The following is a 14,088-nucleotide window of genomic DNA, read 5'->3' on the forward strand; positions in this document are numbered from 1 at the left end:
AATATGTAAGGTGTTTGTTTACAGAGGTGCGAAAAATGTTAAATTTTACTGGGCGGCAGGCCAAACTCATTGGAGAACACCCGGCTGAAATATTTCGGGTCGGTGAACCCTACGGCGTAGGCGACTTCACTTACGGTCATATTCTCCTCTTGCAAGAGTGCTTTGCCCCTGGCCAGGCGGACGGAACGGATAAAGAGTGTAGCGTTTTTCCCGGTCAATGCCGTTAGCTTTCGATGAAGCTGGGGCTGGCTCATGGCGATCATCCGGCAGAGGTCTTCCACCGAAAAATTGGAATCGGAAAGGTGCTCCAGGACGAGGGTGTGTATTTTTTGGAGAAAGGCCCCTTCGGTTTCCTCTTTGGTTTCTTGCGGTGGTATGTCCGGAAAGGCAGCGTATTTGGCTTGCAGTTTCTGCCTTAGTTTAAGCAGGTTGTTCAGCGTAATTAGCAGCTCTTCTTCGTGGAAGGGCTTGGTCAGATAAGCATCCGCGCCGCGCCGCAAACCGGCAATGCGGTCTTCCACACCGGCACGTGCGGTCAGTAATACGATGGGGATATGGCTGGTGCGCTCGTCTTCTTTCAGGGCCGCACATACTTCAAAGCCATCTTTTTCCGGCATCATCACATCGCTGATGATCAGGTCGGGGATTTTCTCGTAAGCCAGGTTTATGCCATCTGCTCCGTTGTAGGCGAAGCTCAGCTCAAAAGATTCCTTAAGGCAGGAAGTCAGGTATTGTACCACATCGGGGTTGTCCTCAATAATCAAAAGCTGGGGCAGCTGACGTTGGCCTTTTCCAGAAGAAGGGCTTGCGCTGGTATCTGTTGAAATGGTGGGCGGCTCAGGCGGGGAAGCTTGAGCCGGGGCTGCGAGCTGTCGTATGGGAAGGTGTACCCTGAATGCCGTGCCCTTCCCAACCTGGCTGCTCACCTTGATTGCCCCGCCCATGGCATGAACCAGCTCCCGGGTTAAGGCCAGGCCGATGCCGGTACCACCGGTAAAGGCTTTTTCCAGATGGGTTGCCTGATGAAAGCGGTCGAAAATGTGAGGCAGGTTTTCCGGCGCAATCCCAACGCCCGTATCCCGTACCAGCAGCAGTAGTTGTGAAGACGGTTGCCCTACCCTCTTTTCCACCTGGGTTTGCAGTACGACCTGGCCATCAGCGGGGGTGAACTTAATGGCATTGGACAGCAGGTTGTGAACGATTTGCTGTAATCGCTCAGGGTCATAGTCCATCACAATCGGATCACCTGGGTAATCGATCTGAAGGGAAACGCCACGCACAGCAGCCAGGGAGTGCAGGCTTTCCGCAACATAACGCAGATAAGGGACGACGTCGCCCTGAATATAGTTGAGTTTCAGGTTACCGGATTCCAGCTTGGCCAGGTCGAGCAATTGGTTGATCAGGCGGAGCAGGTTTTCTCCGTTTCTTTGGATCAGGTCAATTTTATGGGTAGACTCCCGGGCTGACAAAGGTGTTTTGCTGGTCTTGAGTTGCTTGGATAACCCAAGGATGACCGTTAGCGGAGTGCGGAACTCATGGGTGATGTTGACAAAAAACCGGTTTTTGAACTGATCCAGTTCTTTGAGCCTGAAGGCTTCCTGCACTTGCAAGCGTTGCCGTAACTGTATCCGGTAGACCAGGCCCACAGCCAATGCCGTTAGCAGGATATAAGCCAGGTAAGCCCACCATGTTGCCCACCATGGCGGGCGGATGGTGAAGGAAAGCAAATCGGGCTGATTGCTCCAGGTGCCGTCATTATTGCTACCCAGTACCCTGAACTGATAATGGCCCGGCCGGAGGTTGGCCAACTGTACGCTGTTGTTGGAACCCAAATCCACCCAGGCGCTTGTTTCGCCCTGGCCAAAACTGTTGTTGCGTATTAGTTGGTAGCGATAGTGATTTTGTGCCGGGTTGGAGTATTCAAGGGCGGCAAATTCTACAGAAAGCAGGTTCTGCCGGTGGGTCAGGTTGAGGTAAAGCTGCCCCTGATTGGTCGCTTCCAGCAAAGGGGCGCTTTTTTTCTGCCTGGCCCCGGCTCTGTAGCTTGCCAACTCATTGTTGACCCAGACCCGGGTAATCGCTGTGGCAGGTTGGTACTCATTGAATTGCAGGCTGTCCGGGTAAAAGACCGTCAGCCCATTGACGCCGCCAAAGATTAGATGGCCGCTTCGGGTGCGCAGATAGCTCGACTGGTTGAATTCGTTGCTTTGCAGCCCATCTGCTGCAGTAAAATTACGGGTAGTTTCTTTCCGGGTATGAAAACGGCAAAGGCCCCGGTTTGTACTCAGCCAAAGGTGTCCGTGATCATCCGGCAAAACACCATAGACGACGTTATCCGGCAGGCCTTGTTGGGTCTTGAAATGCCGGAAGGTGCCATTTGCCCGGTCAAGGCGGTTGAGCCCTCCTCCCTTCGTGCCTACCCAAAGATAACGGGTCGGCTCCAAAGGGTCAGCTGCCACACTGAGCACATAGTCTTCGGAGAGCGAGCCAAAATGGGCAGGGTCGTTTCTGTAGTAATGGTATTGATAGCTATGCTCTTTAGGCCTGGCTTCAATCAAGCCTTTGAAGGCGAATATCCAAATGGTGCCTGTGGGGTCTTCGTACAAAAAATGCGAGTAGCGAAAGGCTAATTGGGATGCCGGGAGGGTGTCAAAGAGGATCAGCCGGCTTTGCGCTGTGGCCGGGTCGAGTTGAAGCAAGCCTTCTTGGTGTACGGAAAGGAGTTTCCCATCCTTGGTGCAGATCAGCCCGAGCCCTTTCCAGGGAAAGTACTGCTTCGACTTCGTTCTGGCATCAATGCGGAAGAGACTGTCCCGGTTGCTATTGACCCAGGCATTGCCCTGTTTATCAAAAACGGTGACGGAGCGGTCGTCGATGGGGTCGAAAGGAGTTGCCCAGGGGTTGGGAAAAGCCTTGTCCAACTGAACGGAACGGTAAGCGGTTTGCCGGAACCCCATGGCAAACAAATGGCCCTGTGGGTCTTCCGTAATCACCCGTTGGGTCGTACCCTCCAGATAGCTGGTGAATTTCCGCGGAGCAGTAACCATTTTCAAAACGCCGAAACCATTCGTCCCCAGCCAGACTAATCCGGAGCGGTCAAAATCAACGGTTCGAATATGAAAGGCCTCATTTTTAATGATATCTTGATCGCAAGTTACCGTCAAGTCCGGAGACTCTCCGTTAATGAAGGCCCCGGGCTTCCATTTGGTAAATGTAATATCCATGGATGCCCAGGTCCACAGTGCGCCCTCCGGCCCGAATTTGTGCCGGCCGTACGGGAAGCAGGGAATGGTACGCAGGCTTGCGTGTTCCTCCTCCCAAAGCCATAAACCGCCGCAATCCTCCCTGAGGTAAAGCCCGGTTAAGTCCGGGGCTATGGCCTCAATCCAGACATGCCCTTGCTGGTCTTGCCCAAATACGTTTACCGGTCGTCCGGCCAGGGCTATTGGGTACGGCACGCTATCGGTTTTGCTAACTTGAAAAAGCCCCTGATTGGAGCCGAGCAATACGTTCCCTTTTTGGGTCAGCAAAACAGAACTGAACAGTACATCGGCTAATTTGATCTCTGTGATCTGAAGGGCAGGGAATGCCCGCTCGGCTTCGGCCGCCATTTTAAGCCCTTCTGTTGCCCCTTCAATCTTCCAGCACTTCCCATTGACGGTCAGCCAAATTGTGCCGTCCGGCAGCTCAGCGAAGGAAACCATGTCACCATTTGTACCGGGCAAGTCAGGCAGGAGGTGAAAAAAACGCCCGGTATTTGGCAGGTAGACATCAAGCCCACCGGGAGAAGCCAGCCAAAGCCAGCCCCGTTGGTCTTCGTAAATGCTCCATACCTCATTGGAAACGATTGAAAAAGGGTCGAAGGAATCATTGGTGAATACCTCAAACCGGTAGCCGTCGTAGCGGTTCAGCCCATCTTTGGTCGCGATCCAAATGAATCCATCCCGGGTTTGATGGACATCAAAAATCATCCCTTGTGAAAGCCCTTCATTGACCGACAGCAGAGATGTTATTTTTGATTGCTGACTCCAAAGGAGAAGAGGAGCCAGTAACGAAAAAAACAAGATGACAACTGGTTTCATGACTCCATATCTTCCAAGTTTAATCTAAGCAGAATGAGGTAGTCCGCCCGGGGAGTTTGGTCCATTTTTAGACTTGGCAATTTACTGCCCCCTTACATAGCTCACAGTCCTGCAAGCTGAGCCTCAGAAAAGGCAGCATGAAAAAACATACTGGTAATGCTGAGTTCCGCTTAACTGCTGTTTTAAACCTTAGTGTTGTTTAGTTTTATAATATACGGGCAACTAAAATAAGGCCAAAGCTTGATAAAAGCCGCTTAGAAATAAGTAAAGGCATGTTTATTTTCAGTAAAGGGCAGGTTTTTGTCAGGGAAGCGTTTTGAGCAAAAAAATCCCGAATGCCAGCCTGGGCCAGCATTCGGGATTGATGAAGAATTTTGTTAAAGGCTTATAAGCTTGTTCCGCTTATTGTTTAGCCTGTTTTGTTTACCGCACTACCACAAAGCGGCGGACGATATGCTCCTGATTAGCGCTCAGGTGCAGGAAGTAAACGCCGGGGGCGAGTGTGGAAGCGTCCATTTCATGTACGGAGGTGCCTACCTGTCCCAGCCACTGCTGCTGACTGATCACCCGTCCGTCTGTGCCGGTCACCATCAACTGTACCGGGCCTGCTTCAGGCAGGGTGAAGGACAGCTTGAGGTCGCCGTTGGTCGGGTTCGGGAAGAGGTTGATATCAGCAATTTGTGGTACAGCTTGTGCCTGCGGGCCACGGAAGGTGCTTTGTTCAACCGATGGCTTCACATAGTCAGCGGTAAGTACAGGATTAGCTGTGCGGGCACCACTTTGGCAACCGCTGATCACGATGTCATCCAGGTAAACCCAATCAGAATTGCCGGAGGCATCACAACGGAAACGGAGGCGGGTGTTGCTGGTGAACGGGCCAGAGATGACCACCGCATCGAAGTAGCGCTGATTGTTCTGGAACTCATCGCCCAGATTCCACTCTTCGATGGTGGTGTAGGTGCTGCCGCCATTGGTAGATATCTGTAGCCAGAAGTCTTCGTTAGCGTTGTCCATACTGACCGGGAAGTAGCTGAAATCGACTGTGAGTTCGCTGTAAGCGGTCAGGTCCAGGTTATCTGTGGTGAGCACGGAGGTACTGGAGTTGTCCCGCAGAGCCAGGCTAACAGACCCGGTATTGGGGTTGTTGTTGCTGCGGTAGCAATCGCTGCCGCCATCATTCCAGATACCAAAACCGGACTCAAAGCCTTCGCTGTTGAGCGTGAGGTAGGTGCAACCGCCACCGCCTCCGCATGGTGCACAACTGGAGCCGCCGCAGTCTACGCCAGTCTCATCACCGTTTTGAATGCCATCATTGCAGGTTGGGGCAGTACCGCCATCGCCTGCGCAGAAGTTGGTGCTTTCGGAAGACGCAAAAGCACCACCGGAGGCCAGGGTGTTACCCAGTTCATCGCTCAGGTTGTAGGAGCCACTGCCGTAAGCACAGCAGATACCGTCACCGTAAGAATCAAAGATGGTAAAGGTATAATCGCCACCCGAGAGGCTGAACGTTTCCGTAACGGTAGAGCCATTGGGCTGTGAACCATAGGGGCCGCCCGAAGCTACGGTAGTACCACCATCAGTCACGGTCCAGGTGGTTTCACCGGGATAGTTGTCGAGTACGATGGTCAGGGTGAAGTTGTTGCCGTTACTGCAGGAGGTATTGCAAGGTGCACAGTCCGGACCACCGCAGTCTACACCGGTTTCGCTGCCATTTTGGATACCATCGTTGCAGGTAGCGCAGGGGGCACAGTCCGGCCCGCCGCAGTCTATTCCAGTTTCGTTGCCGTTTTGAATACCATCGTTGCAGGTCGGGCAGGCTGCACAGTCCGGGCCACCGCAATCCACACCGGTTTCGTTGCCATTTTGGATGCCGTCATTACAGGTAGGGCAAGCCGGGCAGTTGGTACCGCCGCAGTCTACGCCGGTCTCGTCACCGTTTTGGATGCCATCATTACAAGTTGGCGTAGGGCCGCCGGTGCAGAAACTGGTGCTTTCGCTGGAGCCGAAGCTACCGCCGGAAGCGATCACCGCACCGGTACCATCGGTAAGGCTATAAGAACCATTGCCATATGCACAGCAAATACCGTCCCCGAAGCTATCATTAATAGTGAAGGTATAGTCTCCTGTGCCCAGGCTGATGTTCTCGGTAACAGTAGAGCCGTTGGCTTGCCCACCGTAGGTGCCACCGGAAGCTACCGTAGCGCCACCGGCATCGGTGACGGTCCAGGAAGTTTCCGCAGGATAGTTGTCGAGCGTGATGGTCAGGGTCAGGTTGGGGTCATTACAGGGGCAGGGGGCGCAGCTGGAACCGCCGCAGTCCACGCCGGTCTCGTCCCCGTTTTGGATACCATCATTGCAGGTAGGCGTAACGGGGGTGCCGCAGGCTGTGGAGTTCAGCAGGCTGGCACGGGCGCCACCGGGCTCAAACAAGGCCCGCATACGTGCAGTCTGGCCTTGCGTGAAGAGGTTCATACAACCGTCATCGGAATAGTCCATGTAGTTTTGGAACATGTCAGGGAGGTCACCGGTCCCTTCATTACAGGAGTTGCTGCCGGGGAAATTACAAGGCGAACCCGTGTAGTTTGGCCCGCCAGCCCGTGGCGTATCACTGACGAAGTCGTCCGCGTTGCAGTTGCCATCACCCCAGATGTGGCGAAGATTGAGGTAGTGCCCCACCTCGTGCGTACCGGTCCGGCCCTTATCGAAAGGAGCGGTAGCGGTGCCAATATCCCCGAAGTACTGGTAGTCTACAACCACCCCATCTGTACTGGCAGGGCCACCGGGGAACTGCGCATAGCCCAGAATGCCGCCGCTGATATCACAAACCCAAAAGTTCATGTAGTCACTGGCAGGCCAGGCGTCTTTGCCACCACTGGAGTTAAACTTCACCTCGTCATTAGTGCCGAAAGCAGTGACACTGGTTGGGGTGCGTGTAATGCCATCGGTTGGGTTGCCCTGCGGGTCAACGGTAGCCAGGCAAAACTCAATTTCCACATCGGCTGCTACGCCCTGAAATACAGAAGGCGTGTTGACTGCATCCGCATTCAGGCGGCGGAAGTCTTCATTCAGAATATCAATCTGGCTTTGCACCTGAGCCGCGCTGATGTTCTCAGTGGCGTTGTTGTACACCACATGTACCACTACGGGGATGGTAATGGTGCCTGTCACCGAGCGTGAGGCGTTTTCCAGAATCCGGGCAGTATGCTGTTCAATTTCCTTGAGCCGTTGTTCGCGCTCAGGGTGCATATCATGCTGATGCTGCAGGTAGTCCATACTGCCACAGTTGCGCTGCGCCCAGAGGCTGCCTGTCAGGCCCAACAGCAATAGAACAAGAAGGGTGTTCAAGGTTTTTTTCATACTAATTCAATGTTTTGGTAATGAGAATAAAAAGTTCGCCACAACGACGTTGTGTTGCTTTTTACCGGGGTGAGTGCTGTCTAGTCTGGAATAAAAACTTTGATGAGATGGCTAAGCTAATAAATTATTTGGTTTAGATTTTTAATTTCTTCCAAAAAATATTTGATATAAATCCTTGTTGGCAGATAGGATTTACGAGGCGTAAGAGGGACTGATCGGGCTGATGTTTACGGATTACGAGCGAGGTAGAGCTGTTAAGGATCATCGGCACCAGAGAGCCATTTTGCGCGAAGGAGTCGATTGTTCGAGCCTGCAAAACAAAAAGGAGCACCTCTGTTCAGGTACTCCTTTAACATTCATTTTATCTGATTTAAGCCCATTACTGCACAATCAATTTCCTGGAAAAGACCCCGCTGCTGTTTCCGCCCTGTACCTGATAAATGCCGGGAGGAAGCCCATGTAAGGGGATAGGGCGGGGCGCTGTGGTATGCTCCAGGAGGGTAGGAGGGGCTTGCCAAATCACATGGCCATAGGCATCCACCAGTTTCAGGAAGCTGAGCGAATGAGGGAGTTTAAGGTAGCACTGTCCGCTTGCCGGGTTGGGGAACACCCGGGCCGGGAGTGTTGATAATTCACGGGTACCGCTTAATTTCGTTGTATCATCTGCAATGATGATGGTAGCCGTATCCGGGACCGCAGGGATGCGCTTAAAATTATTGTCGATGAGCAGCACGCTGTCTATGCGCAGGCGGAAGGTGTCTACGGTTAGCCCGACTATAATATCTTCGATAATAATGCTAAACTCAGCCACCTGTCCGCTGCCGCTAATGGTCGTCTGATTAATGCGTGTCAGCGCGAGTTCTGAGCGGCCCTCCAATTCGTCCTTATAGAAGACATCCTCTATCTCAGCGCCATCTGCATTGATCCAGGAGTTATCCAGGTCGTCATATTCAAAACCAGTGGTGGGCTCTACTAAATCATCATCGTAGCTCATGGCAAGGGCAATGCCATAAAAGTTTTCCAGGGGCTGGCTCAAATTACCGAGGCTAAGGCCAATATTAATGGTAGCTCCGGCTTCTACAAGTGTGGCACTTGGCGTCAACGTGACTTCGGGGGCACCGATACCCGGTGCAGCGTTGGAATAGCCATCAGCCGTGGTGGATGGCTGGGAAAGGCCAAAGTTAGGGATGAGTGCGTTGGTGATATCATCATCTTCAATCTCACCGTCTCCATCCGCATCTGCGTACCCGTAATCGGTGCCATCTGCAAAAGTTTGCCCCCAAAGTTCAAAGGGCTGAGCTTCCCAGTTGGTGGTGGCATCGTCTCGTTCGGGGCCTAAAGCACCATGGGCAATGCCGATGTAAAGTACATCCACGGCATTCACCACACCGTTGTTGTTCGCATCGCCCGGCCACATTTCCTGGGCCGTCAGGGTAGAAAAGTAAGTGGCAAAAAATAGCGCGATCAGAGGGACTTGATATTTCATGTAAGCTGTTTATTTATTCCTTATACTGCAAACTTAGGGGCAATTTACCATTGGGTCAATTACAAAAATAGGAATTTGTCAATGTTGGTTCTGTGATTTGCTTTGCATTGGTGTGTGAAATTACCGTTATTGTTAAAAGATATAGAGGAAGAAGTTATCTGTTTTTGTATTTTGTCAAAAAAAGAGACTGGACGGAATGCAGAAAAACAAGGTAATCATTGCATTAAAGAAGCTTAAGCCGGAAGAAACAGCCGCTTTTCGGGATTTTGTTGCTTCTCCATATTACAACAAAAGAGTAGTCCTGCTGGACTTACTGGACCATCTGTTGACCTTCGCACCAGCTTTTTCCGGTGAAGGTATCGGGAAGGAGCAGGTCTTTCAGGCCATTTTCCCGGATGAGCCTTACAATGACAAACAGCTTCGTTATCACCTGAGCTGGTTGAACAAGCTGCTGGAGCAATTCTGGCTGGTGCAGCGGCAGGCTGTACAGGAGGAACACAATCTTGTTGTACTCATGGAAACCCTATCAGAGCGGGAACTGGAGAAACACTACCGGCAGCAGGACCGAAAGCTACAACAGCTGCTTAATGGTGTGGAAGCCCCTGATGCTGCTCATTTCAGGCACCGGCAGGAATGGGCGGACACGAGAGAGCGGCATTTTCAGCGGCAGCGCCTGCGCCGTTTCAATGAGGATTTGCAGGATGCTGCCGATGCGCTGGACCGGTATTACTTTCTGGAAAAAATGAAATACGCCTGTGCGATGCTCGACCGGCAGGCGATTCTTCAGGGTGCCTACAACGTCAATATTACGCCGGAATGGCTGGAATATATTAAAGGCCAGGATTACTTCGGGCTGCCATTGCTAAAGTTATATGTGGATATTTTCAGGGCACTCTCCGATGAAGGCCAGGAATACCATTTTGATGCGTTGCTGGGAGAGCTTGACACGATTTCTAAAGCGGTTCCTACCGACCGCCTTCGGGAAATCTATTTTATGGCGATCAATTACTGTGCCCGTAAAATCAGACAGGGGCAGGAGCGCTACGTAGAGGAGGCTCTTTCGCTTTATACGAAAGGTATTGAGCGCCGCATTCTAATGGAGCAGGAAAACCTTTCGCCCTGGACCTTTACGAATGTAGTCAAACTGGCACTTCGCCTGAAGCGGTATCAGTGGATCGAGCAATTTATAGCACAAAAAGGAAAACTGCTGCCGGAAGCCTTTCAGGAGAATGCGCTGCACTACAACTACGCGGAACTTTATTATTACACCAAATCCTACGAAAAAGCTCAGGAGCATTTGATGCAGGTGGCTTATTCCGACCTCAACTACTACCTCGGAGCGCGTACCATGCTGGCCAAAATTTATTATGAGCAGGACGAAGAGGAGGCTCTGCTTTCGCTCATTGCTGCCTTCACTATTTTCCTCAAGCGTAACAAGCAGGTATCCAGCGCTATTAAGGAGACTTTCCTGAATTTCTGTGACCTGCTTTATCAATTAGTACGCCGGGAGGGCAGGAAGCTGGAAGGGCTGGAAAAACGGATTGCCGGTACCGAGCTGCTCACCGATCGGGCGTGGCTCCTCAAAGCCTGGCAGCAAAAAACAGGAAAAGCTCCGGAGCGGTAGCGCCCCGGAGCTTTCCAAAAGATCAAGTTATTGCACTGCCTGGGCAGCATTAATGGTGCCCCAGCCAAAGTTGCCGTCCCGTGCAGGGTAGTTGGAGGAAGCATTCATCAGGCGCTGCATCACCTGGCTCCTGCTTTGGTTCGGGTTGGTAGCCCAAACCAGGGCCGCAATACCAGCCGTTGTTGCTGTAGCGGCTGAAGACCCGCCGACATAGGCCGGCTGACTGCCACTCATAGCCAGAGTGAGTGAAGTACGGCTGGTGTTGGACGCACGCTGCATCACCGCCACAAAGTCCACCTCCGGCCCTTCATGGCAGGTATGGCACCGCTGATTCATATTGTCCCGGATACCGGTAACGGCTACGGTCTGAGCCATATTAGCCGGGAAGATCACGCCCCACCAGCTCGTCCAGCTCAGGGAGGTGCCAGCTGCAGCAAACATCAGTTTGCCCCGGTTGAAGGCGTAAAAGATACCATCCGCAACGGTGCTGCTGTAGAATACATCGCCGATGGACATGCTAATGATCTTTACGGCACTGTCGTTGCCGGAGATCACAAGCGCATCCCGGACGCCATCCTTTTCACTGCCTGAGTTGATGATCACATCAGTAGTTGCCCGGAAGGCTTTCAGGTTGCAGTTGTAAGCGGCACCGAGTGTGGAGCCGGTGGTACTGCGGGGTGCTGCGATGAGGCCTGCCATTTGGGTGCCGTGCCCGCAGGCATCATTGGGGCCATCATTGGAAGCCCACCACCACCAGCCACTGACATGCGTGCCCAGCCGTTCCAGGCTGCGCCCGGAGGAGAAGCCGGAGTTGAACTCATTCCCCAGCTTGCTCTGATTGGGGGAAGTGCCGGTATCGATGAGCGCTACCTTAATCCCGGAACCAGTGCTGGTCGACCATGCGCCGGGTACGTTCATACTCGGATGACTGAAATTCCAGGGCACTTTGGCATTAGGTGATACGGTGGTAAAGTCAGCAGAGGGGAGGTTGCTGGCCGGGCTGTACCCACAGCCACTGTCGCTGCGCCGGTCAATCTCACCCATGGTGTAGCTCATTGGCTCGATGTAGCGCACTTCCGGCATCTGACGAAGCTTTTCGATGATTTCCTGGTTGAAAATGCGCACATCAAGTGTGGGCAGGTACGCTTCGTCAAGGTTGAGGAAAAGGTCTTCGGCTTTGGCGTTCAGATCAGGGTAGGCAGCGTTTGTTGCTTCGACTACAAATGTGATGAGCTGATCTTTGACCGCCGACCATTCTTCCGATGCGAGATCAATTTCATGGATGCGTTCCTCGATACGCTCAAATCCTGCGGGCTGATACCCGAGCGACATAACGGAGTCTGATCGGACAGAAGCACTCCAGATCATGCGGTCTGTAGCATCTTTCCAGTAGTAAACGGTATTAGTGGCGAGCAAGGTCTCCTCGATGATCTGATCCATTTCGGCTTTGGTCATCGGGTCATTCTGATGGGCCTTCTCAGGCGTTGCGAGCTCCGTTTTGGAACAAGTCATCAATGCGAAAGCGACAAGCGCCAGCAGTAATAGGTTGCTAAATTTCATAGGAATCGTAGATAGTTTGGTTAGTAATGGATATTCGTTGCTATAAATAAAGCTAAACGGATAAGCAGAGCTTAACCGAGTAGGTTTGTTCAGGAAATTTTGGAAGTTACTATCCGACGAGCCGGGTGGCTGATGAAAAATAAAAGTGAGGTAGCTTGGTCAGGGCTGAACTTTCATTCTTTTTCAGCGGAAAAATAGTGATAAAAATTTGTTGGGCAAAGCAAAAGAAAAAAATCTTTAGCCAAGTTAGCAGATGCTCACCCTGTCACTTATTTTGTGCAAAATTGCAACACTTACCAAAAGGCTTGCGTAAACATCAAAAACATTCAAGCAAACGCCCTGTGACTTTGGGCAACATCATAAGTCTTAAAAACTAATTCCAAACACCATTTAAGTATGAGAAAAGTATTGTTCTGCCTGGCTCTGCTCTTTGCAGCATCTTTACAGCTGCAGGCGCAGACTGACCCCAACAAAAACGCCTTTTCGGCCAAAGTGCTGTTCCTGGACTACGGGACACCCAATGACGTTGAAGACCAAAACATCACCAATGGGCTGGAGCTGACCTACATCAGGGAGTTGCTCCCCTGGCTAAACTTCGCCGCGCCGGTCAAAGTAGGGGTGATTGATGTGGACAACGATCTCAACAACCGCACCTTCTTCAGTATCGATGGCGTGCTGCAATTGCAGTACAGAAAATCAGACACCGCTTTCATTACGCCTTATCTGATGGGCGGCGGCGGTATTACCCTGGAGGAGGAGCTGGGCAGCAATGTTCAGATTCCGGTCGGGGCTGGCTTCAATTTTAAAGTCGGCACACGTTCCTACATCAATTTGCAGGGCGAATACCGGATTTCACAGGAGGAGAACCGAAATAATATTCAGCTTGGCGTGGGCTATTTGCATAAGCTGGGCCGTATGGATGCCGATGGAGACGGGGTTGTAGACAACCTGGATAAATGCCCGCGGGATGCCGGAAGCCCGGAAACTGATGGCTGTCCGGATACGGACCTGGACGGCGTGGCGGATATTGAGGACAAATGCCCCGCCCGCCCTGGCAAAAAGCGCTTCAAAGGCTGCCCTGATACAGATGATGATGGTGTCATGGACGATGAGGACAAATGCCCCGAAGTGGCAGGGCTGTCAAGCCTTATGGGCTGCCCGGATTCAGATCAGGATGGTATCACGGATGCGGACGATGATTGTCCGCAAGTGAAAGGAACAGCTTCTGCTAATGGTTGTCCGGACCGCGATGGCGATGGGGTGGCAGATGCTAAGGACCAATGCCCGGATCAGGCTGGTACTGCTGCGAATAACGGCTGTCCGTTCAAAGACCGGGACAATGATGGCGTGGCTGATAGTCTGGACGAATGCCCGGATGAGCCCGGCACACAGGCTGCGAATGGTTGCCCGGACCGCGATGGTGATGGTGTGGGCGATGCCCGGGACCGGTGCCCGGATGATGCCGGTGATATGGAAGGCTGCCCGGATACAGATGGCGATGGCGTACACGATGGCAAAGATGCTTGTATTAACCAAGCGGGCACTGCTGAAAATAAAGGCTGCCCTGAGCTCAATAAGGAGGAGCAGGAGGTGCTGAGCTTCGCTATGCGCGCTGTGCAGTTCGAAACCGGCAAGGCCCGCCTCAAGGAGGAGTCTAAAGAAGTGCTGGATCAGATTGTGAAAATTATGCAGCGCTACCCGGGCTATGCTCTTGCCATCAATGGCCATACCGATAATGTAGGTGATGCCGAAAACAACAAGATACTATCTGAAGACCGCGCACGTGCCTGCTACGCTTACCTGGTCAGTGAGGGGATTTCGCCAAAACGGATTTCCTTCCAGGGCTTTGGTGAAGAACAGCCAATTGCCACGAATGATACCCGGTCCGGACGCACGCTGAACCGTCGGGTAGAGTTTAATCTTTATATTGAGTAACAGGGCTTCATTGGCCTGATTAAACAAGGAAACGGGCTGTTACC

The 14,088-nt window shown here is 52.3% G+C and carries 6 protein-coding genes; 2 read left to right on the forward strand and 4 right to left on the reverse strand.

The genetic code is table 11. From position 1 onward, the window contains the following. Positions 1–38 precede the first annotated feature (38 nt). The 3 genes from ACO08I_RS28850 to ACO08I_RS28860 form a co-directional block, all read right to left on the reverse strand. The gene (locus ACO08I_RS28850; RefSeq protein WP_421947918.1) at positions 39–4,082 is read right to left on the reverse strand and encodes a hybrid sensor histidine kinase/response regulator transcription factor; all 4,044 of its coding nucleotides are present in this window, start codon (positions 4,080–4,082) and stop codon (positions 39–41) included. A gap of 423 nt (positions 4,083–4,505) precedes the next feature. Then, the gene (locus ACO08I_RS28855) at positions 4,506–7,439 is read right to left on the reverse strand and encodes a M43 family zinc metalloprotease (protein WP_421947919.1); all 2,934 of its coding nucleotides are present in this window, start codon (positions 7,437–7,439) and stop codon (positions 4,506–4,508) included. 379 nt (positions 7,440–7,818) lie between these two features. After that, a complete protein-coding gene (locus ACO08I_RS28860; RefSeq protein WP_421947920.1) occupies positions 7,819–8,925 on the reverse strand; it encodes a hypothetical protein in 1,107 nt (368 codons plus the stop codon). A gap of 196 nt (positions 8,926–9,121) precedes the next feature. On the opposite strand from ACO08I_RS28860, the gene ACO08I_RS28865 reads away from it, so the two are divergent. Beyond that, positions 9,122–10,549 carry a hypothetical protein gene (locus tag ACO08I_RS28865; RefSeq protein ID WP_421947921.1) on the forward strand — a complete coding sequence of 476 codons (1,428 nt, stop codon included), beginning with the start codon at positions 9,122–9,124 and terminating at the stop codon, positions 10,547–10,549. A 27-nt stretch (positions 10,550–10,576) separates the two neighbouring features. On the opposite strand, the gene ACO08I_RS28870 is transcribed toward ACO08I_RS28865, so the two are convergent. Further along, positions 10,577–12,109, reverse strand: coding sequence for a S8 family peptidase (locus ACO08I_RS28870; protein WP_282774644.1), 1,533 nt, complete (start codon positions 12,107–12,109; stop codon positions 10,577–10,579). A 396-nt stretch (positions 12,110–12,505) separates the two neighbouring features. On the opposite strand from ACO08I_RS28870, the gene ACO08I_RS28875 reads away from it, so the two are divergent. Then, entirely contained in the window at positions 12,506–14,044 is a 1,539-nt protein-coding gene (locus ACO08I_RS28875) for an OmpA family protein (RefSeq protein WP_282774642.1), read from the forward strand. The last annotated feature ends 44 nt before the right edge of the window (positions 14,045–14,088 follow it).

The organism is Phaeodactylibacter xiamenensis (genome assembly GCF_965229835.1).
Taxonomy (GTDB): Bacteria; Bacteroidota; Bacteroidia; order Chitinophagales; family Saprospiraceae; genus Phaeodactylibacter; species Phaeodactylibacter xiamenensis.

Bases quoted from the DNA above. Each gene is read 5' to 3' on its own strand.
- ACO08I_RS28850 (WP_421947918.1), bottom strand. From the start codon at position 4,082: ATGAAACCAGTTGTCATCTTGTTTTTTTCGTTACTGGCTCCTCTTCTC.
- ACO08I_RS28855 (WP_421947919.1), bottom strand. From the start codon at position 7,439: ATGAAAAAAACCTTGAACACCCTTCTTGTTCTATTGCTGTTGGGCCTG.
- ACO08I_RS28860 (WP_421947920.1), bottom strand. From the start codon at position 8,925: ATGAAATATCAAGTCCCTCTGATCGCGCTATTTTTTGCCACTTACTTT.
- ACO08I_RS28865 (WP_421947921.1), top strand. From the start codon at position 9,122: ATGCAGAAAAACAAGGTAATCATTGCATTAAAGAAGCTTAAGCCGGAA.
- ACO08I_RS28870 (WP_282774644.1), bottom strand. From the start codon at position 12,109: ATGAAATTTAGCAACCTATTACTGCTGGCGCTTGTCGCTTTCGCATTG.
- ACO08I_RS28875 (WP_282774642.1), top strand. From the start codon at position 12,506: ATGAGAAAAGTATTGTTCTGCCTGGCTCTGCTCTTTGCAGCATCTTTA.